The sequence below is a fragment of the Rhodopirellula sp. UBA1907 genome, from assembly GCF_002337565.1.
GTDB classification, from domain to species: Bacteria; Planctomycetota; Planctomycetia; order Pirellulales; family Pirellulaceae; genus Rhodopirellula; species Rhodopirellula europaea.
This window is the reverse complement of record NZ_DDGH01000016.1, coordinates 43,760-64,224: the sequence shown is the minus strand read 5'-3', so window position 1 is coordinate 64,224 and position 20,465 is coordinate 43,760. Positions and strand designations below refer to the sequence as shown.

8 protein-coding genes, 1 pseudogene and 1 riboswitch are annotated in these 20,465 nt (G+C 55.5%); of the genes and pseudogenes, 1 reads left to right on the top strand and 8 read right to left on the bottom strand.

What is annotated here, in order from left to right:
* Positions 1 to 324: pseudogene (locus B2R17_RS04260) on the top strand (oxidoreductase); the annotation flags it as partial.
* On the opposite strand, the gene B2R17_RS04255 reads toward B2R17_RS04260, so the two are convergent.
* The 8 genes from B2R17_RS04255 to B2R17_RS04220 form a co-directional block, all read right to left on the bottom strand.
* Positions 296 to 853 (bottom strand): DUF6580 family putative transport protein, encoded by a 558-nt coding sequence (locus tag B2R17_RS04255; RefSeq protein ID WP_008664487.1) that lies wholly within the window; start codon positions 851 to 853, stop codon positions 296 to 298. The pseudogene B2R17_RS04260 and the gene B2R17_RS04255 overlap by 29 nt on opposite strands.
* 93 nt (positions 854 to 946) lie before the next feature.
* On the bottom strand, positions 947 to 1,117 hold the full coding sequence (locus B2R17_RS04250; protein ID WP_236618028.1) for a DUF1289 domain-containing protein: 171 nt from the start codon (positions 1,115 to 1,117) through the stop codon (positions 947 to 949).
* Positions 1,118 to 1,164: 47 nt separating this feature from the next.
* The gene (locus B2R17_RS04245; protein ID WP_286762989.1) at positions 1,165 to 7,266 is read right to left on the bottom strand and encodes a DUF4465 domain-containing protein; all 6,102 of its coding nucleotides are present in this window, start codon (positions 7,264 to 7,266) and stop codon (positions 1,165 to 1,167) included.
* 33 nt (positions 7,267 to 7,299) lie between these two features.
* The gene (locus B2R17_RS04240; protein ID WP_286762988.1) at positions 7,300 to 8,121 is read right to left on the bottom strand and encodes a DUF1559 domain-containing protein; all 822 of its coding nucleotides are present in this window, start codon (positions 8,119 to 8,121) and stop codon (positions 7,300 to 7,302) included.
* Positions 8,122 to 8,269: 148 nt separating this feature from the next.
* Positions 8,270 to 8,514, bottom strand: a riboswitch (cobalamin riboswitch).
* A 146-nt stretch (positions 8,515 to 8,660) separates the two neighbouring features.
* Complete coding sequence (locus B2R17_RS04235) at positions 8,661 to 9,812, bottom strand: prenyltransferase/squalene oxidase repeat-containing protein (protein ID WP_339887895.1); 1,152 nt, start codon at positions 9,810 to 9,812, stop codon at positions 8,661 to 8,663.
* Positions 9,809 to 15,601, bottom strand: coding sequence for a peptidase (locus B2R17_RS04230; protein WP_286762986.1), 5,793 nt, complete (start codon positions 15,599 to 15,601; stop codon positions 9,809 to 9,811). The genes B2R17_RS04235 and B2R17_RS04230 overlap by 4 nt, the downstream gene beginning before the upstream one ends.
* On the bottom strand, positions 15,598 to 18,072 hold the full coding sequence (locus tag B2R17_RS04225) for a VWA domain-containing protein (RefSeq protein ID WP_008662900.1): 2,475 nt from the start codon (positions 18,070 to 18,072) through the stop codon (positions 15,598 to 15,600). Before B2R17_RS04225 ends, B2R17_RS04230 begins: the two co-directional genes overlap by 4 nt.
* Positions 18,069 to 20,372, bottom strand: coding sequence for a BatA domain-containing protein (locus B2R17_RS04220; protein ID WP_286762985.1), 2,304 nt, complete (start codon positions 20,370 to 20,372; stop codon positions 18,069 to 18,071). The genes B2R17_RS04225 and B2R17_RS04220 overlap by 4 nt, the downstream gene beginning before the upstream one ends.
* Positions 20,373 to 20,465: the final 93 nt, after the last annotated feature.

Genomic DNA, 20,465 nt, shown 5'->3' with positions numbered 1-20,465 from the left:
CCAGTGGCTCGAGGCGAATCCGTTCGAGCCGAAGGAGGCGGCAAGGTCGTTCATGTCGCGGACGTCGCCGCGGCGATATCGACCTTGCTCGCGACTGATCATGCGATTGCGGGAGAAACCTACAATTGCTGCGATCGTTTCTTTTCCGAGCATGAAGTTGCCGAACGAGTCATGGCAATCACGGGAGCTCGAGCGAAGATTCTAGGCGAACCCAAATCGTCGGGGCGCGAGATGTCATCTGCCAAACTGGAATCACTCGGATTCCAGTTCGGTGGAATTTCCAAACTAGACGAGACTATTCGCCAGCTCGTACGGGAACTCTAACTCGCTGGAGCTTGCCTTGGGTTACGGTCAACCCGCTGGTCGCCAATGCGTACACGCCGAAGAACAATCCGCTGTAAACCAGGTCTCCCGCCAGGGTGTACTGAAAGAAGGGGATCGCGGCGGTGAAGCAGGCGGCCAATCCCGTTAACGTCGAGGGGTAGAACGCGACCCAGACGGCGAAGTTGGTGACCAAGAAAAACAGAACGCTGCCGATCAGCGAACCAGCAACCACTTTCATCGCGTTGGCATTCGCACCCAGCAGTTTGCGACCGATGAAGAAGTTCGCCAGAAGGCAACCGTAGACCACCGGCATCAGCGAGTGGAACCCGAGCACCGCATCGCTGACCAACATGGCAACGATCACAGCCGCAGCCATGATTCTTGGCGAGATTGTCACCGCACCGGCAAACAGGCACATTGCTGCCAGAGGCGTGAAGTTGGGTGGGTGTGGGAGCAAACGAGACGCGACGGCGATGCCGATCATGCTCAAGACGATTGCAAAACGTTGCAGGTTGTTATTTGGATTCACAGGAACACTCAATCGGGAAAATCAAAGGTACGGAAATGGGGCGGCCAATCGGCCGAGCCGCGACGTGTGACGCGGCTTCACGAATTGGCTTGGCTAGGCACTGTTTGGTTGGCTAGGCACTGTTTGGATTGACGGAGCTTGAGCGGACCGCCGCTGGCGTACCAACTCAAGAATGGAACGTTTTTCTTCGGGAGATGCAATCGACCATCGGCCAATCTCGCCCAAAGTTCGGGAACAACCAACGCACAACCGTTGCTGGTCCACTTGGCAAACCCCAACGCAGGGCGAACGCGGAGTATCAGTCTGTTTCGTCACGCTTGGTCACCCAATAACTCGAGGTAATTGGTGAATTCAACGCTCTCAGACGAGGCCGATTCTTCGTCAGAATTGCGGCCTGTTTCGCTCCACAGTTGGTCAATCCGGTCGAGGGACAGCTTGGTCGAGCTGGAGTCAACAAACGGCAAATCGGACGTGGCTCCGAGCACGTCTGTGCGATCAACGATCGAAGCGAAAACTTCGCTCCGTTGGTCAGCGTTGATGCCAGTTTCGCTTGATACGGCCGGGGCGGCCGATTGGTCACCGGATGGAGCGGGCGAAACGTTCGGTGACTGGGTGATCGGCGACGCGGTGGTTTGTTCTCCAGAAGCGGTGTCACCGTTCAGATAGTTGATCACTTTCAAAGCATCCAGTGCAGACACGCGTCCGTCACCGGAGACATCGTAGAATCGACCGATCAGTTCGTTCGGATCGTTTGGTGTCGACAACTCATTGGATTCACCTGAGTTAAGGCGGTTGATGACCGTCAATGCGTCGAGCGCTGTCACTTCACCATTGGCGTTGACATCTTCGCTGCGGATCGCGTTTTGCCATGGAGTGCTGGTGATGACGTGAACTTCGATGTTGTCAGAGACCAAGCGTTGGCGAACCAAACCGTCCCCGACGATGGGGACTCCGAGTTGCCAACTGCCGGTCAGTCTTAAGTTTTGACTTCCAATGCTGGTGATTGTTGGTGCGGTTGCTCCCAGCAGCGAATTCAGGCGTGCGGAGTCCAGTTGGTATGTCAGAGGTTCAGCGGCACCGGATGCACCCAACACGAACTCTTCAAAACCAACCACGCGATTTTGCAACCATGCAGCGAGGTCAATTTCTTGCGGCTGGCTATCGTTTGCGACGCCATCGCTTGGCTGAAGCACCAAACGATCGAATCCGTCTCCGCCGTCAATCGAAGTGAACCAAGTTGTGTCGAGCGTGACTTGGTCGTTTCCGTCACCTAGATCAATCGTTACCAAACCGGTCGCACTCGCAAGTGAACCAATTGCCAGAGTTTGATCTTCATCATTCAGAACGAGGTCGAACCCGTCATTCAAGGCATTCGACATCCAAACGGTACTGTCGCGATTGTCTCGCAGAACGAGCTCGCCTTCCTCGACCGCTAGGCTCAACTCGGACGGCTGGTAGTCGATGAGAGTGAAGGTTCTTTGCTCGGCCGAAATGCCTGTGTAGCCGGAATCGCTGAGGTCAGCGTCGACTTCGAAGGTCAGTTGAACGGTTTGGTCCGACTCTTGCGCAAAATCCATGTTAGCGGAAACGGCGATCACTTGCGGTTCATCCCAATTGTCGGGGGTGAACGTCAATGCGGAGGCACTAAGCGATAGCTGCTCGCCAGCATCAATCGATTCAATGAACGCGTCGATCGAAATCGTCACATCAGATTCCGGTTTTTCTGTCAGACGCACTTCGTAGAGATCTGCCGTCTCCCCTTCAACGATTTGCGACGGGGACTGCAGGCGAATGATTTCGATTCCAGGGATCTCGTCATCTTGAACGGAAACCACAGCCGTGCCGCTGTCATGACCATCCGCCGAGAAAGTCCAGGTCGCAGTACCGTCTGAATTGACCATTCGGTCGTTCAAAATCGACACGGGAACGCGGACGGAGTCGGCTCCGGCCGGAATTTCAATCGGAGTATCAATCGCGAATCGTGCATCGTCAGATTCGAATGTGACTGAAAGAGCCGACGATAGATCCGCGTCGTTTCGGTGGATCACGACCGAGGTCGGCGTTTCTGTCACTTGGTCGAGGACGACATTGTCAGCGGCGAAGTAGGCTGGAGTATTCATTCCGAAGTCGCCGGCGTCTGACGAAGACAGATCGAATCGCAGTTGCGAGGCTCCATCCAGCGACGTCAGGTCGATGGTGGTCCATTCGTCAACGATGTAATCCAACGAATTGTCTGCGAATCGATAGTCGGCGAGATAAAAGTCGATCGTGCCAACGGTCTCACCGGATGAGTTCAGTCCGACAATCGTCAGCAAGAAGTAGTCGGGATCGTCTCCGGTTTCACCGCCGAAACGCTTCGCGAAACTGTCACCTTCCGACATCGACAAGGCAGCGTAGGTGCTGTTTGTGATTGCGATGGATTCAAACCTCGCGTCGCCCAGGGTTTCTGGAAGCGTGACGCTGGGAGCCGTACCACCACTGCCCGCTCCGATCAAAAATGTATCGGAATCTTCACCGCCACCAGGTTGCTCAGCGTCCAAGTTGGAGTAGGCAGCGTACTGGTTTCCATAGCCCGACGTTGTCACGTCCGTCACGTTGGATGCCGCCCAACCACTCCAGAAATTGAATTCGTCGTTGTATGAGTTCGGGAACTCGAGTGGTCCCGATTCAATTTTTCCAGAAAGGTTTGAACCGTTGTCGAATGATTCCGCATCCAGGTTTGCGCCAGCATCTTCGATGTCAACGATGACTTTTGTTGACTCATTCAGCGAATCGTTCGAAGCGTGAGTGATTGTCAACGTCGGGGAGTCATCGTCTTCAACCGTCAAAACAATGGCTTGTGGTTCGAAGCCGTCTGCTGACGCGGTGATCAGAACGTCTTGGTCGCCTTCGGCTAGCAAATCGTCAATCGATCGGATCGGAACGGTCACGCTGTTCTGACCAGCAGGGATGACGACGGTCTCTGGAAGCGAGACATCGGTTCGATCCGAGGTCAGACTGACTTCAAGAGACTCGCTGTAGTCGAGCGTTTGACGCTGGACAGTAATTTGGGGCAAGCCATCGTTCGGTGCTGCTAGTTGCACGTCATCGATCGCAAAGTAACCCGGCGTGTTCATTCCGAATTGACCGACGTCGGTGGACGCCATCTCAAAGTGCAATTCGGTTGCTGCTCCGATCGACGTCAGGTCGATCGTGGTCCATTCATCGACGATGTAGTCCAGCGAATTGTCTTCGGCTCGATAGTCGGCCAGATGGAATTCGATTTCACCGATCGATTCTCCGCTGGCGTTCTTGCCAATGATCGTCAAAACAAACGTGTCTGGATCGTCGCCTGACTCGCCCCCGAACCGCTTGGCAAAGGCGTCGCCATTGAGCATCGACAATGCTGCGTAGGTCGTGTTGGTGACCGCAATGGATTCAAAAGGACGTGAGTCATCGGCACGCCGGATAACCGTGTCAGCTCCATTGAAACCGATGGCGTAGGTGTTCGATTCGCGATCACCTTCGCCTGTGATCGCGGAATACTGATTGAAAAAGCCTGGCGTTGTCGTGTCCGATCCACGACTGATCGCGAAACCGGACCAACTGTCAAAGCCGAAGGCATTGCTGAACGAGTTTCCAAAGGTGAGGTCGCCATTGACGAACATGCCCGATGGACCGGCGTTGTTGATGAATTCACCGGTTGTCAAAGATTGCCCAAATGACTCGAAGTCGCCGATCGATATTGCGTTGGACTCTGAGAGCGACTCGGTTGGACCCACCAAAGCCAGTGTCGGCGAATCGGCATCGATCACGACTGTTTCCAGTCTCGCGGTTCCATAGCCCGGTGTGCTTGCTTCGATGACCCAGTCCAAATTGCCAGTCAGAGTCTGGTCTGCTTCCACGGTCCAGGTCACTTCAGCTGAAGATGCACCGGCGGGAATGGTGACTTCGAGCGGTCCATCGACTCGATCATTCAGCGATTGGCTGAGCGTCACCGTGATGGTTTCGTCGAGGTTCGCAGCTGGTCGAGTAACCGACAGTCGGACGGATTGGCCTTCCGTTACTTGGTCGAGTGTGTCGCTGTTTGAATCGAGAAGAACCAGCTCGAAGGTGGGTTCTTCATCGTCGATCACAGTGACATCGAAATCGGCGTTTGTTGCGTTCGCGTGAGTGGCAACAACAGTGAAGGTGCTGCCGGTATTCACGATGTCGTTGTCGAGGACACCGATCGATACTTCGACGGAATCAAAGCCCGATGGAATCACGACCGACGATGGCATCGTCAGCAAACTTGAGTTTGGGTTGGTCAGTGAGACCGTCATCGAATCGTCAAGCGATGCATCATTGCGACGGATGATCGCAGTGACGGTTTGGTCCGGATTGGCTTCGTTCAAGGAAGCGGAAGGTGCGGTGGTGGTCAACGCTCGCAAATCATCGTCGAGTAGTTCCACGGCGACTACTGAATCGGCGCGACCATCAGCACTGGCGACCAGTTCGATTGTCTGAGTCGGCGAATGTTTGGCATCGTCCGTGATCGAGACCGTGACTGAAACCTCACGTTGGCCAGCCGGGAAGCTAACCGATGCGGGGTAGTTCAGCCGTGACTCGGGCGTCACGGAAAGCGAGACGGCCAGCGGGGCAGATAGGTCTAAATCGTTTCGGCGAAGCGTGAGTGTGGTCGCGGACTCACCCTCAGTTTGCTGAATGGAGTCGCTCGAAAATGCCAGTCCAGTCGCATCGTCGTCGAGAATGTTCAGCTCGCGAATCCGCGGGGCTTGCAAGTCCGCGGTGGCGGTCAGGCTGATTTGCTGGTCCGGTCCGGCCAGCTCGTCGTCGATAGTCGCGACAGTGAATTCGGCGTAGTCGGCTCCCGCCGGAATCGTGATTTGGGCGGGAAGGCTGGCCAGTGAGCTGTCCGAGTTGGCGATCGAAACCGTCATCGGCGAACTGCTGTCCAGTGATGGTCGCGAGACGCGGCCGGTCATCGATTCAGACTCTAAGAGATCGGAGTCCGCCAAATCCAAAGCAACTTGAGGCCGTCGCAAGACCACGTCGTCAACAGCGAAGTAGGTTGGCGTGTTGATTCCGAAATCGCCGACGTCAGATGATCGAACTTGAAATTGAAGTGCTTGAGCGTTTTGTAGCGAAGACAGGTCGACATGAACCCATTCGTCCACAATGAAATCGTCGGCAGAATTCGCGAAACGGAAGTCTGCGAGAGCAACAGTCACGATGCCAATGGAATCGCCCGCTGCGTTGAGTCCATGAATGTCAACTTCGAAGAAATCAGGGTCCGTGCCGCCGGCACCACCAAACTTTTTTGCGAATTGATCACCGTCTCTCATCGAAAGAGCCGCGTAGGTTGTGTTGGTGATCCACAGCGAATCAAACTGCGATCCCACTTTGGGATCCAATTGAATGGTGGGACGGTTCTCGGCCTCGGCGTATTCCGAGTAGAACCCAACCGCATAGCTGTCCGAGCCGTCGTGTCCTTCGCCCGTAATGGCACTGTATTGATTGGAGAATCCAGCAGTGGTGGTGTCGATTGCTTTGGAGATTGACCATCCCTGCCAGCTTCCGTACAAGGCGTCAAAGTCGTTGTTGAGCAGCAATTCTTCTTCTTCGAAACCATCAGGTGCTTGGTTGGAGAAGACCGATGCACCCAGCGAGGCCCCCAATGTTTCGAAGTCGACTGTCGCGGCGCCGGTCTCTTTCGCGTTCAATACCGCGACGCCATCGACATCCAGTCCCGCGCTGCCAACGGTCGGAGTTGGGTCGTAGATCGGGTCACCCTGTCCGTCGAGCGATGAGCCGTCGCCAAAGATGTCGACCAACTTCACATGCGTGATGGCGGTGACATCGAGACCGGCGGTGCCGCGAAGTTCTTGCAGGTCAAACGGTGTGCCAAATCCTCCTCGATACTTGCCCGCCAGATTATTCAGGTTGGTTGGATCAAGCGAACCAAATGCGGAAACAGCCGAGTCGGTGCGAGAGTCGCTCTCGAAGCGAACGAAGTTGATTCCGTCCGACGAGACCTCCACGTAGCCCAGTTCGAGGAAGGTATCGGAGAACGAGTTCTCAAAAACGGCAAAGTCAAACCCCAGGCCGTCTCGAATGGGATCGTCGAACGTCAACGTGAGTGAACCAGATCGTCCCAGCGATACGATGCTGCCCGATTGACCTTCCGCCGGACCGAGGGCTTTTGATGTGTCCTGCCAAACAGCGTCCACTTCTGCACCCGCGTTGTATTCCGCGACTCCGGTGGCCCAGCCAATGATCGAAGGTGATTCACGATCGACTGCGGTCGAGCCAACTTCGTTTGCGGAGGGAGCGTAAGGTCCGGCGGCAAGAAGTTGACGTGATTCGAGGTTCTCGATGGCCAGATGCAGTTGGTGCCGACGAGCAAAGCGGGTTGATTTGAAAGGGTTCACGGCAGATCCGGAAAGAATTGATTCAATGGTGTGTTACAGGGTGGCGTCGTCGTGTCCGGCTCGCGTGCAGAGCGCGGCCAGGATTTGCAGATCGAGTTGTTCAGTCAGAAAGGTGACCGAACTGTCCGTGCGGAGGATCATCACGCCATCGACGTGAAAGCTACGCATGTCGTTTTCGAATTTGGGTGCTTTGTTGATCGGAAACGCTTGGTCAAACAAGTTGCGTCCGTTGATCCACTGCCCATCGGGAAAGGCCGCGTCTTCTGAAATCATCACGGTATGAGAGCTTCCGTCCAAAACATCTCGCATCGCGAGAGCTCGATCGTGGAGCATCATTCCATTGGGAGGATCGTTGCGGCCGGTGATGCGTTGGCCGTAGATTCCGCCGTAGTCGGAGGCTCCACGTCCCTGCATCAATCCTTCGGAGCGAGGTGTGCTCGGGCAAAGAAATCCCGGCAAGATGGTCGCCGCGGCAGGTTCGTTTTCTGGCGCATCAAACGCCAACTTGAAATCGATCTGTTCATGCAGGCCCGACTGTTCCATGAACGGCAGAACGAACGCAGACCACGCCAATTGCTTTCCGTTTGGGAATTGAGGACGTACCTCGATTGCGCCGGGCGGAAACTTGTTGTGGGCCGCATGGTAGTTGTGCAGAGCCAAACCGATTTGATGCAAATTGTTTTGACAGGACGCACGCCGCATGGCTTCGCGAGCCGCTTGGACGGCGGGAAGCAACAAGCCAACCAAGACGCCAATGATGGCGATCACAACCAGCAATTCGACCAAGGTGAAACCACGGGCGGAAACGCAGCGATAGCGGTGGCGGTGGCAATGCTTTTGAGCGGACGGGACCATGCGAAGCGATCGTGTCAGTCCGACTCTGTGCCTACCGAACGAGATGGACCCGCGCGGAAGTTGCCTTCAGAATTCGAACTGGGATTCAACGAAACAGCCAAGCGAAAAAAGGATTTCGCCTCGACACCGATCTCGCCCAAGAAGATCACATAGTGTCCGTTTCGTGGTAGGTCTTCTGACTCCCGACGCAAACTCGCAAACGCTCGCCTTCTCGTCTGTCACGGAAAATTCCGATCAATGACAATGGCACAAGAGGAATGTTTGCTTGGAAGATGCCAAGTCAGCAGCTTCGCGTCGGATACAGCGGCCGGGCCGTCTCGGAATCTCACCGAAGTTCCCTGTTTCCAGTGATCCAAGCTTTGGAACACCGGCACCACGTAACGTTGCCGGTAGTATTCCTGCGTCGCATCCGATTGTCAATCCAATTCGGTCGCTTGGACTTTGACGCCCAAAAAACCAAGCCGCGATTCGGGGTGAAAAGGCTCTTTGCCAGTTGCCAGACGAGTTTGATGGCCCCAAATGACGGGACTCTCCAGCGATCAGCGTTGATAAATCGGTAGGTAGTGATAGCGAACACTAAGGCTGAGGATCGCCAATGAAGTCGCGTAGGCAACCCCCACATTGCGTTCTTCGCCCTGGTGGCTGACCCATGACCCATTGTCCGCTTGCAGTCTCAGCAGCAGTTCGGGAACCAGCTTCGCTGCCGTTTCCGCGGCTTCTCCACCGACTTGGTGCATGCCTTGGGCGTAGTAATACATGCCGTAGAAGAAGAACCGTTCATTCGTCCGCGGCGGATGTTCGAGCAACCACGCGGCGGAGCCTGCCACCAGCGGCGAGTCGTAGCGGCCGCAGGTCTGCATCGCCAATAAGCCTGCCGCAGTCATCGTGAATGCGGGGTGATGGGTACCCGGTGTGTAGGCAAAGCCACCAACCTTTTCACGAGGTTGTCCGTTTTCATCGAGCGGTGAGGTGTAGGATTCTTGCAAGTATTCGACTGCGAAATCGATGGCTTCTGCGGGAACATCCAATCCGTCGTTCTTTGCCGATCGCAATGCCATGACTTGCCAAACCGAAACCGACAAGTCGGAATCTCTGGAGTCGGGTTTGTATCGCCATCCACCCTGCAGTCGTTGCGGTTTGCGAACCGCTTGTGACTTCAAGATGACTTGGATGGCCTGCACGAGCGCGTTGTGGATGCGTGCGTTTTGGTCGATGGTTGCACCCATTCCCAAAATCTCAGTCAGCATCAGTGTGGTGATGCCGTGCCCGTACATCCGCGATCCATCGTGATGTCCAAAGTAGCCTTTGGTTTGGTTGCGAGGCTGCAGCACAAATTCAATCGCGCGGCTCATTGCTCGCCCTTCCGGAGTGCCCGGTTCGGGAATGGTTCCCACCGAAGCCAACGCCATGATGACGAGCGATGTCATTGCGGTCGCGGTACCGCGGTCCGCGATAGAGCCATCGTCTTTCTGTAATCGCAGGAGGAACTTGACGCCTCGGTCCACGGATTGGTCAATTGAATCGTCAACATAGAGATCTGTCAGATCTTCTTCGGCGAAGGCCTTCCTGCCGAAAAGCGATGTGTTTGAGTCCAGCATGCTCGCACACGCGATACCGGTTGCTGCCAGTGCGTGGTTCAGCCAAGCCCTGCGGTCCAGATGGTTGCGTTTGGTGGAGTGCATAGCAATCACCTGCCCGATGATTTGGAGGAGGTGGTCTTTGCCGCTTCGGCTGAGACGGCTTCGAAGTAGGCTTGAACGGCTTTGCGATACGTCATTGGGATACGAACCTTTCGATCCTGAATGACTTCATCGGTCTGGCGTTCACGGAGTTCGCCCCAGTCCCCGTCAGCGATGTTCCAGTCACTCGCGTCAATCAACGAATTGTCCTGTGACTGTGAATAGTCGTTCGCTGGGTTGTTCGCTTGGGAGCTGCTTTGTTGCGATGATTTCTGGTCAGACGGTTGAGATGGATCGCCCGCCTGAGCAATCTGCTGCAGTTGTCGCTGTCTTTGCTGAGCCAGATTGCGGATGGCTTGTTGAGCAGCTTCGGCCAACGTGGAAGAAGCTTGCCCGGAAGTCTCCGGTTGGTTGGAACCTGATTGCGAATTCGGCTGTTGGCTGGAAGACGCGTCCGATTGGGGCTGGCCGGGCGAACCCTCAGAGGATTGACCTTCTGAGGATTGATCGGAAGGCTGGTTCTCGGAATCTGATTGCGATTGCGACGATTGGGATTCGCTCGATTCCGATTGGTTGTCTCCCATCTCTGGCGGTGGCGAATTGAGAGCACGATCCAATTCGTCAAGCGTTTTGGCGAGCTTTTCGCTTTGAGGCGACGAAGGTTCGCCGTCGGAGGCCTCTTCGGATTGGTTTTCATCGGCCGATGCGTCGGTGTTCTGCTGAGCAAAAGAGTCAGCCGTTTTTCGCAGTTGAGCGGCAGCGTCGGCGAGTTGTTGGTTCGCTTGTTCGGCCTTCCCTGCTTGCAGCGATTGTTGTGCGACGCTCATCGGTTGCTCATTGACCGACTCAACGTCTTTCGCGACATCGTTCAGTTTCTCGGCCGACGTTGCGTTGCCGAGTCGCTCTTCGTGCCGTGCTGCTCGTCGAAGTTCTTCGGCTGCCATCGCGACGGATTGCTGGAGACGATTTTGCTGGTCGGCCAAGGCCTTGTTGGCTGATTCAGGTGAACTCAAAGAGTCTTCCATCGACAGTGATTCTTGGACGGAATCGAGTGAGGTGGCTAGGTCTTGAAGCTCTTCGGTTGCTTGTTGAGTGACTCGCGAAAGCATTTCGGCCGCAGGGTTTTCGGCGTCCAAGTTGGCGACCATGCGATTGCGAGCCTTTTCGAATCGTTGCTTGGCTTCGGTTTCTGATTTGCGTGCCAAGTCGCGAGTTTGTTTGGCTGCCTCGGCGGCCTTTCGGGCGTTTTCGACCTGAGCTCGCTTCTCCGCCACCTCCTGTTTGGCTGACTCGTCGTCGGGTTGTTTCTTCAGTTTGTCTTGGGCTCGATCCAAACTGTTCTGAGCGTTGCGTTCTTGTTTCTGTGCTTGCTGAATGCGGCGTCCCGCCTCTTCCACGTTGCGGCTCCATTGCTGGTTTGCCCTTTGCAGTGACTGCAGGTATTGGTTTTTGCCACGTCGCTGGATCGCCTCCAATTGCCGAGCGGCCTTGGTTCGCGATTGTTCGTTGTTGTGCAATGCATTCTTCTGCGACTTCTGTGCTTTTTCGTTGATCTTGGATGTCTGTTTTGCCGCGTCTTCCACGGCATCGCGAAGTGATTCGTTCGCGTCTTGCAGTTCTTCCAACAACGCATCGTCACGCTGGACATCGTTGGTTTTCTGCGTCGCCGACGACAGCTGCTGGCGAAGTTGTTGAATTTTTTGTTGAGTCGCACTTTCGTTCGACCAACCGCTGGCCTGCTCCGCCATTGCGAGCAAATGATCGCGGACGGCGTTTGTGCGATCCGACAGTGAACGCAATTCGTTTCGAGCGATCCGCTTCTGTTCAGAGAACTCGGCGTCGGACCGTTCCAAATTGCGACGCAAGCTGGTTTCTTCGGTCGCCGCTTCGCGAATCATTTGTTCCGCGGCGCGAATCGTTTTCTCGGTGATGTCTTGCAAAGATTCCTGCATCGGTTGGTCGGTGGGGAGCTTCTTTTCGAGCTGTTCGAGCAATTGCTCCGGAGTCATCTGATTGGCCTTCGCAACCGATTCCGCCGCGTCGAACTGGTTGTCCATGGGCGAGATGGACTCGGAGGCCGGAGACATTTCGTTGAGAGCTTCGCGAGTTGCCGAGGTGTCTTCGTCCGAGTCGACTGCCTCAAAGTGATCCGCGATGGCGTCGAGCGTTTTGGATAGATCGCTCAACGATTCGGCAGCTTCATCGGGTTGATTCTCGCGAAGCTGGCTGGCAACTTTTTCGGTTCGTTCTTCGATGGCGGCTATCGCTTGGTCCGCATCGCGAGCGACCTGGGCCTCATCCGCTTTTGAATAGTCCGCGTTGTTGGCTCGGTCGGCGAGCTGTTCAGCGACCGCGCCGATTTGTTCCTTCAATTCATCGAATTTCGATTCCGCGTCTGCTGCGACTTGCTCGGGTGAATCGGGGCGTTTGGTTTGGTCTTCTTCGATCGTCTCGCTTTGTTGCTTGGCTTCCTCGGCTGCCTCGCGTGCTTGATCCGACAAGCTCGGAGTCAGGCCGCGAAGGAATGCACGAGCTTCTTCCATCAGCGGATCAAGATCGTTCCACGCCGATCGATAAGTCGTCAGAATGGATTCGATAGGAATGGCGGCCGATACCGGAAGTTGGTTTTTCCAACGTCGGTTTTCCAAGCGTTCGCGTGCCTGGGTCGCATCCTGATTCCAGCGGGTGTTTTGGAGCTGCTGCCCGGTTTCTTGATCCAGCCCCACGTGGCGGATTTGGGCCATTGGGATTTCATTGGCGACTTGGATGTGTTTCAAACGAATCGGTTGTTGAATCACCGCGTCGATCGAATCGACTGAATAGCGTTCTCGGTCCGCCACAAACTGCAGTTGCTTTTCAAAGCGATGCAGTTTGTTTCCAGCGTCCAAAGTCATGACGGCCTTGGAGACTTTGTCGAAGAAAGCCACCGCGTCAAGGTTTGAACTTTCCGGCGGGACGAATCCCTCGGACATGATTGCGTTCATGGTGCGAGTGATGAGGTCGAGGTCGGCGCTCGCTATGACTTGGGCGTCACTTCGAGCTTCTTCCACTCGCTCCAATCGATCGAGCCGTTCAAGGATTGCATCACGCAATCTTTGAAAGTTCTCGGCGTGCAGCCGTTCGATGTCTCTTGACTCGGTCAGATCATTCGAATCGCCTCGTTCCTCGAGCGAAGCACTCCTTTTGGTTTGATCGAGCCATTGCTTCCCGGTGCGGTTGAGTGAACGCAATTGACCGGCCCAGCCCAGCGGTTCTGCAGTGAACTCCTTTGTCGCTGCAGCGATTTGGTTGTTGATGTTCCCATTGAACAAACTTTGGTTTCGTAGCGATTCAACGTCATTGGCTAGCTGACGCATCGTGTGGCGGAATGGAGCCTCGGCGCTGCCATCCTGCGAAGTCTTGAGTCGATCACGACCGTCTGAAATGATCCGAGTACGGTCGTCGATGAATCGATGAACATTCTCATGCGAACCGTTCACGTTCTCGGGCAGATCCGGTTCCATCGATTTCAGCAATTGGCTGACTTGAAGCAACTGTTGGTTGATGAGTTCACTTTGTCCTGGCAGTCTGGTGAGCGGAACGTTGGCCGCGATGTCACCGAGCATCTTTGCGCTGTTCTGGATCGTTTGCATGTCCCGCGAGACCCCCTTCGCCAAATCAATCGCGAGATTCGCTTTGGTGAAATCGATCGAGCGAGAGGTCAAGTTGACGATCGACCGCACATCACCAACATGTGATCCGGCCAGCCGTTTGCGTTCGAGAGCGAATTCCTTTTCGGGCAACTGTTTGCCAATTTGTTGCCAGGCTTGGTAGTGAAGCGATAGTTGTTGGAGAGCAAAATTCGCTGCGGAATCCAGTTGTGACCATTGATCGATCAATACTGGATCGCTCAACAAGGTCAGTCGTTTGCGGATTGAAATAGGGGATTCGTTGGTGGGAGCGACGGTGCTGTCTTCATTGTCGAATCCCGAGATCGATTCCCATTGATTCCTAAGTGATTGGATTTGATCCGAGAGATCGGCCTCGAGTAGAAACGAAGTCGTGTCAGGTGAATCGATCGCTTCCTTCATGCTGGTTTGCATGCCTTGACCGATCAGGTTCAGTTCTTCGAACCAGGAGGTGATTTGTCGAGAGAGATCTTGGTGTTCAATCAGGTCTTGGTGTCGGTCGGGATCAAAGTCCGAACGTGCGATGAAGATGTCGATCCAATTGGATTGACCGCGATGCCCAGATCGATCCACCGCGATCAAGCGAGTTTTCAGTCGACTACCAGATGGAAGCGTCACATCAGGTTTTTCGCGTCCATCAAAGCGTGCCAGGTCCCATTCCAATTCCACGCGAGCGGTTCGGCTTGGGGTGTCCAATGACTTCTTGATCTCCGTGACTCCTTCGCCTTCCAGCAGAATTTGCTGAATGACGTGGTCCATCGGCACGTCGTCTTCGAGATGCCCGACCAATGAGAGAACCGCAGCGGGAGAAACGATTTGTCGACGTGGCGTTGAGTCGTCCCACATCGCGATCGGATTGCGATCGATCACCGGATCGATCGTGTAGCGAGGCGAGAACGGATTGTTCAGCCCGGTGTCAGATCCGATCGCATCGAGTCGGTAGCTGCCCGGAGTGGAGATCGGAACCGTGATTTCGAACTGAAGTTCGTTCGAAGGGTTGGGGGACAACGCCAATCCGGTGCCCCGCGAAGAAAAACGCATTTCTGCATCGCGAACGGGTAGGTCAAAGTTGACCTTCATCGTTACTTTTGTACCGACGAAAGCCGTCAGATCACCATGATCTTCTGTAACGGTTTCGTTCGGCAATTTGAGGTGCGTCGGGTACTGATACTCTTTTTCGAATGATGTCGCGCGTGGTCTTGGTTGAGGTGTCAGCGTGTACCAAAGCGTCTCCGCATCACCCGCCAAAATGCGGTAGTCGACCGGAGTCTGCTGGACCGGCAGATTAGCAGAATAGGTTGGGAGTTCGGTATCGTTTGAATCGATCTGTGATTGGTCATCCGCCGAGCGTCGGACCATTCGCAGACGCTCTTCACCGGCATCGTCTCGGATTTCTAGCCAGACTTCGGAACGTCCCAATCGTCCGATTTCCGCCACCACGCCGACCAGATCTCCTTCGGCGACCATCGCGGAAGGCGGGTTTGGTTGAATCAAATGAATCTTCGTCAGCGATGCTCTTTGGATCGGTGCGATCGGGAGCAACACGCGGGCAAACCGCCGTGGCAGTTCGAGTGTTGGAATCAATCCCAAGGATGCGATCACGACCACCAAACCGAACAGCACCAACGTGGCACTTTGGATCAGCTTCCACGGCAGCAAGTGCCGCACTTCGATACCGCTCAGTTGATTGGCAACATGCGTTTGTAGCTTTCGCCTGAAGTCGGGCGATCCATTCAGATGATCGATTTCGCTTAATTCGACGGCAGAAAGGACTTGGCCTCGAAGTTTGGTTTGAGCGACCTCGAAACTGCCGGCAACTTCGGAAGGTGAACTTTGGAACGCGGATGCGATCCCATTGCGATAGGCCACCCATCCGGCAACGCCATAGGCGAGCAGGCTGAGCAAGATTCGCGGAAGAGTCGTCGGCCTCGCAAAGTGATCGACCAATGCGAGAAGAATCGCTCCAGCGATCAACGCCGTCGCACCCATGGCGATGCCACGGCAAAATTGCAGTGTCGCACGACGTCGAGCGAACACACGTAACGCCTCGCGAGTCGCTGGCAACATCTCGCTGGGGGCCTGGTGATTCGAGGCGGGGAATTGCCCCGTCATTCCATACGGCACTTCGCTCATACCAATCCCACCTTTTTACGCATCCACCATTCGGTTGCCAGGAGTGCCAGGATGACACCAAACAGCCACCATGACTCCCAAATCAACGTGTCAGTTTCGATGATTTGTCCACGGGACAACGGTATCAACTGGCTCAGAACATCTTCCGCAGACGACTCGTGGTAATAGCTGCCCTCGCCGGCGCCCGCGATTTCTCGCAGTGTCGCTTCGTCGACCGCGACACGATTCAGTTCGCTGTTTTGAGTGGCTTTGACCCAGATGGGCGCTGTGGCTTTCAAAGCCGATGCGTCATAGCCACTCGCTCGAATTCGTACGTGGTAGGCACCGGGCGGAAGCGGCGCCGTTTGGGCCAAGTAAGTTTGTCTGGAAGCGTCATCGAGATTCATGGGAATCGTGGCGATGATCTGGTCGTCTCGTATCAATAGCGCATCGACTGTGGTGGACGAGTTTGACCCGGCGTCACGATTGACGCCTTGTGCGTCGTTGAGAAGTCGAGTTCGGATCAACGCGGATTGTCCCGCCTCGTAATCGATTCGGTCCGTCCCGATAGCAACATAGTCATCCCGCACGGCATAAGGAGGCTGCATCGCGGCGGTCAAAATTTGATTCCAGAATCGACCGTGTAGCTGGCTTTCGATCTTGTAACGCCAACGCCATGTTTGATCGGTCGCTAAGAAGAAGACTCGCCCAGCACCAAACAGTCGTGTGACCAACCAGGGCACTCGATTGTCGGTCGGTGTTGATGTATCGGTCGGTTCCACCAATGCGTCCGCCCAAACCTCCGAATCCGCGCGGGCGGTCGTGACCGGAATGACGGAAGGCACCGGCATGCTTCGCCAAAGTTCACCGTTGGATCGAACGTCGGAACTGAGCAGCATCACTGGCTGAGATCGACCGGTCGTGGTCGGGCCAATCGACTGAACCGCGGGTTGTTGTCTTTGGTATCGAATCAGATCGTCGTTTTCGGACGTGGGAGCCGCGGCGACGAATTCGACTGGCAGTAGTTCGTTCAGTGAATCGATTCTGGACAGGCGATTGTATCGTCCGTTGAGCAGAATCAGCCCTCCACCACGGCGAACGAATTCTCGCAACCCATCGGAATCCATTGTTGTCCATTGTTCCGGTGGGACTTCCCCCAAGACGACCGCGTCGTATCGGTTCCAATCGTCCATGGTTGCGGGAACATCGCCTTCGTCACCGCCTCGCTTGATCACCGGCGAATCTGTGCCGGGTCCGAACAGGACCGTGTCGACTTGCCACGCGGGGTCGCGAGAAAGCAGGTTTCGGATGTAGCGAGTTTCCCATCGTGATGAACCGTCCAAAATCAGCAGGCGACGATCGCGACTGGCCGCTGCGACTCGGAAATCCCAGCGGTCATTTTCGGGTTGGCTCAGACTCGCTTGGTTCGGTTGATCTGTCAGACGAATCGAGGCAGAAAAAGGAAGGACGACACTGTCGCGATCGACACCTCGCACTTCGTTGTCAGCAAGTTGGTTGGTCAGCGGCTTCATCGGAAGATCGAACTCGATTTCCGTTTGTCCGTCTTGGGTAGCGACGAAGGTGTCCGACCAGACAACGTTTTCACCGGATCGAAGTTCGACTTGAAGTGATTCGTTGGTCACGCCGAAGTGTTTGGCAACGATGGTTCCGGTGAGACGTCCATCCGAAGCGGTTCTTTCAGGATGCAGTACGTTCGTAATTCCAATGTCGGTTGGTTCGTCGACGCTGCCGACCCCGATTGTATGGACTTGCCATCCCGATTGTGAAAGTTGCCAAGCCAAGTCAGACGCGTCATCCACGCTTGCCGAATCACGACCGTCAGTCATCAAAACCACCGCCAACGAAGACCCGGTCGTTTGGGAATCGTCGCTCGCGACACTTTGGGATTCGTTCGGTTCGGCGGTGCCGGTCGACGGCAGCACCGGCCGAAGGGCCGCGGACAAATTGGTGGTGGACCCGTTGGCTTCGACGAGGACCGTTTCTGCAAGCGAATCCGCAGCGACGTCGTCGAGATCGTATGACTTCCAACGTGATTGCGCGGTCGCATCAAAGCTCATGACGTCGATCAAGTGAGTTGACCGAAGTGTTTCAATCCAACCATCCTTTTCATCTTTGCCGAACAGCCGTTCCATTGAACGCTGCAGTCGGTCGGGTGATTGTGGATCGGACGAGTCACGCACGCTCATGCTGAGTGATTGATCGACAGCGAAGATGAGCCGAGCCGGTTGCCCGGTGACTTGTCGGTGATGCCATATCGGACCGGCCAACAACAGGATCGTCAGAATGATCGCGGTGGATCGCAAGGCAGGCAGCAACCAAGCCGAAGTCCCGGGGATTTGCCGTGTCTCGCGCAAGTACAGCCACGCGGCGACCAATCCAGTGGTGATCGCGATGGCAAGGATCGCCCAGACTGGCAGGTCCCAAGAGAACCGCAGGTTGGCGATGTTTGGTCGAGGGCATACCGGGATCATTGACGACTCCCGGCGGACGCGAAGGGAGCTTTCCAAGCGGTCGCAGCTGATTTTGGGCGTCCAGCGAACTGTTGCCAAAGCAACTCTGTGATCAGCACCAGCAGCACCAGAACCATCATCGGACGCCAGATTTCTTGGCCGAAACGATCCGTCGCTGTCGCTTCGATCAAGCTTTCGGGCGAATCGAACAAACGGGCGTTCAATCGGTTCGCGAAGGTTTCGATTTGGCTGGATTCCAGTGATCGAAGGTCAGATTCTTCCGCGGGAATCTCGGCGACTCGAAGAAGCGTTTGCGATGAAGTCGAATCGTCCGGTTGCGTTTCGCTGTCCGGTCGAAAGCGATAGATCCCGGCAAGCTGCGTCTCGCTGAAGACCCCGGACCGTTGGTCGCCGGTCGTCGCAACAGAATCGGAGGGTGGGTTGGTTTGCAGTGTCGACGTGGAACCATCAGGCGAGACGACCGTCCACGTTGAGGCCGTTCCTGGGACGAGCATCGGTTGTCCAGCGACCACATTCATGGATTCTTGGTTTCCCACCAAATCCAGAATCAATTGCTGCATCATCGGGAGATACACAGCCCGCAGCGGCAACGTTGACCACTCCGCGTCGCATCCAATTGCAAATTGAATCACGTTGGATCGACGAATTGCCAAAGCGGCTTGGTCCGACGTTCGCAACAGAACCGTGGTGGTCGCGGGATTGGAGTCATCGATCAACAAGCGGCGATACCGACCGACTCGCACCTCTTCCCAGATCCCGTCGCCCGCATCTTGCAGCGATCCCCAAACACTTTGTCGGCCTCGGGGCGGCTCGATCGTGAAGCCAAGGTTCTCTTGTATTTCAGCCGAGACCGTGGTTTCGATTTCGATGATTGCCTGGACGTCGGACGCGGTGATGAGCCGATCGAGTTTGGCTGGCAACCATGATTGATCATTCCATGACTTTGGATCCACTTGATCACCGTCGAAGAAAACGATCTTCCCATCCTTGCTGAGATAGCGATCGAGCAATTCGTTGTCCGTGTCACGTCGTGAACTGACTTGTTTGACGTTGGCAAAGACGATCACATCGGGACGATCAGTGGTGTCGATCGCCCGCGAAAGTTCGTTGCTCCATCGTGATCCTGTGAACACCCGACTGCTGACGAGATCGGAACGCGGATTGGTGCTAGCTTGCGAGTTTTGGTTGACACTCGCGAATGCGAAGGGACTGAGGGCCAATCGCAGGAAATCCGTTTCGCTTTGCAGTGGTTCGTCCGAAGGGTTTCCATCCACCAACCAAACGCGAATTTGAGGCGAGGCATGAAATCCCAATCGTCGGCGGTTGTCAGAAACAATCGCGTCGGTGTGTTCAATGGCAAAGGCCAACGTGTGATCACCGGATGTTTCGGGCGTGAGAGTGAACGAGACGGCGGCCATGCCTCGAGGTTCGATGTCGACGTTGGTCGTTTGGACAGATTGCCCGTTGTAAATCCAGCGTCCAGTCAATCGCGAGGTCGGCCGATCGGATTCATTGCGGATTTTCGCGGTGAAGCTGACCGCTCGATCTTTCAACACCGCAGGTGCATTGGGCAACAGTGACTCAACGACAACGTTGTCCAGCACATCGTCCGTCTGTGACACGTTGAGCAAATCCACTCGCGGCGTGGGCGTCATTCGTTCGAGGCGAACCTGGGCGTCCTCCACGGCATCGATCCATCGGTTTCCAGCGGCCAAACCATTGGATTGAAAGTCACCGCAGATCACGATCCGGCGGTTGGGATGAGATGCCTCTTTGCAGGCATCCAGGCAAGCGGTCAACGCATTGGTGTAATCAGCGGGTGGGCCGGCGAATTGTACTTCAGTGAGTTCCGCCAATGCATCTCGCGGCGCAGAACGTTGGAACGATGCGGCGAGTCGGCTGGTTCGAATGACGATGACTTCGTCGCCGCGGGACAGGTTTTCAATCAGTCCATTGGTTGCTTGCAAGACGCGATCCAAGCGACCGGAGGCCTGCATCGAACGACTGTCGTCGAGGCACAGGATCAAAGTCAACGGCTCGGAACCAGGCAACGCTCGAGCGGAAGAAAGCAACGGCCGTGCCATCGCGAGAGCGAGCAGAATGGGGATCGCGCATCGAAGTGCGAGCAAGATCCATTGATGCCACTGCATGCGTCGCCGATTTTTCGCGACGACATCCTGCAACAAGAACATGGCTCCCCAGTCCATCGATCGATAACGACTGCGAAAGAGCAGGTGAATCGCCAGTGGAACCACGAACGCCAGTGCGCCGGCGAGTAGTCCGAGATTGAGAAAATTCATCGTGAGGAAATGTCCTCCGGCGAAGAACTCGCTTTTGATGCAACGGCTTTGTAAGTCGGTGGCGTCGAGTCGGGCGCGGCCGGGGTGTTCAGG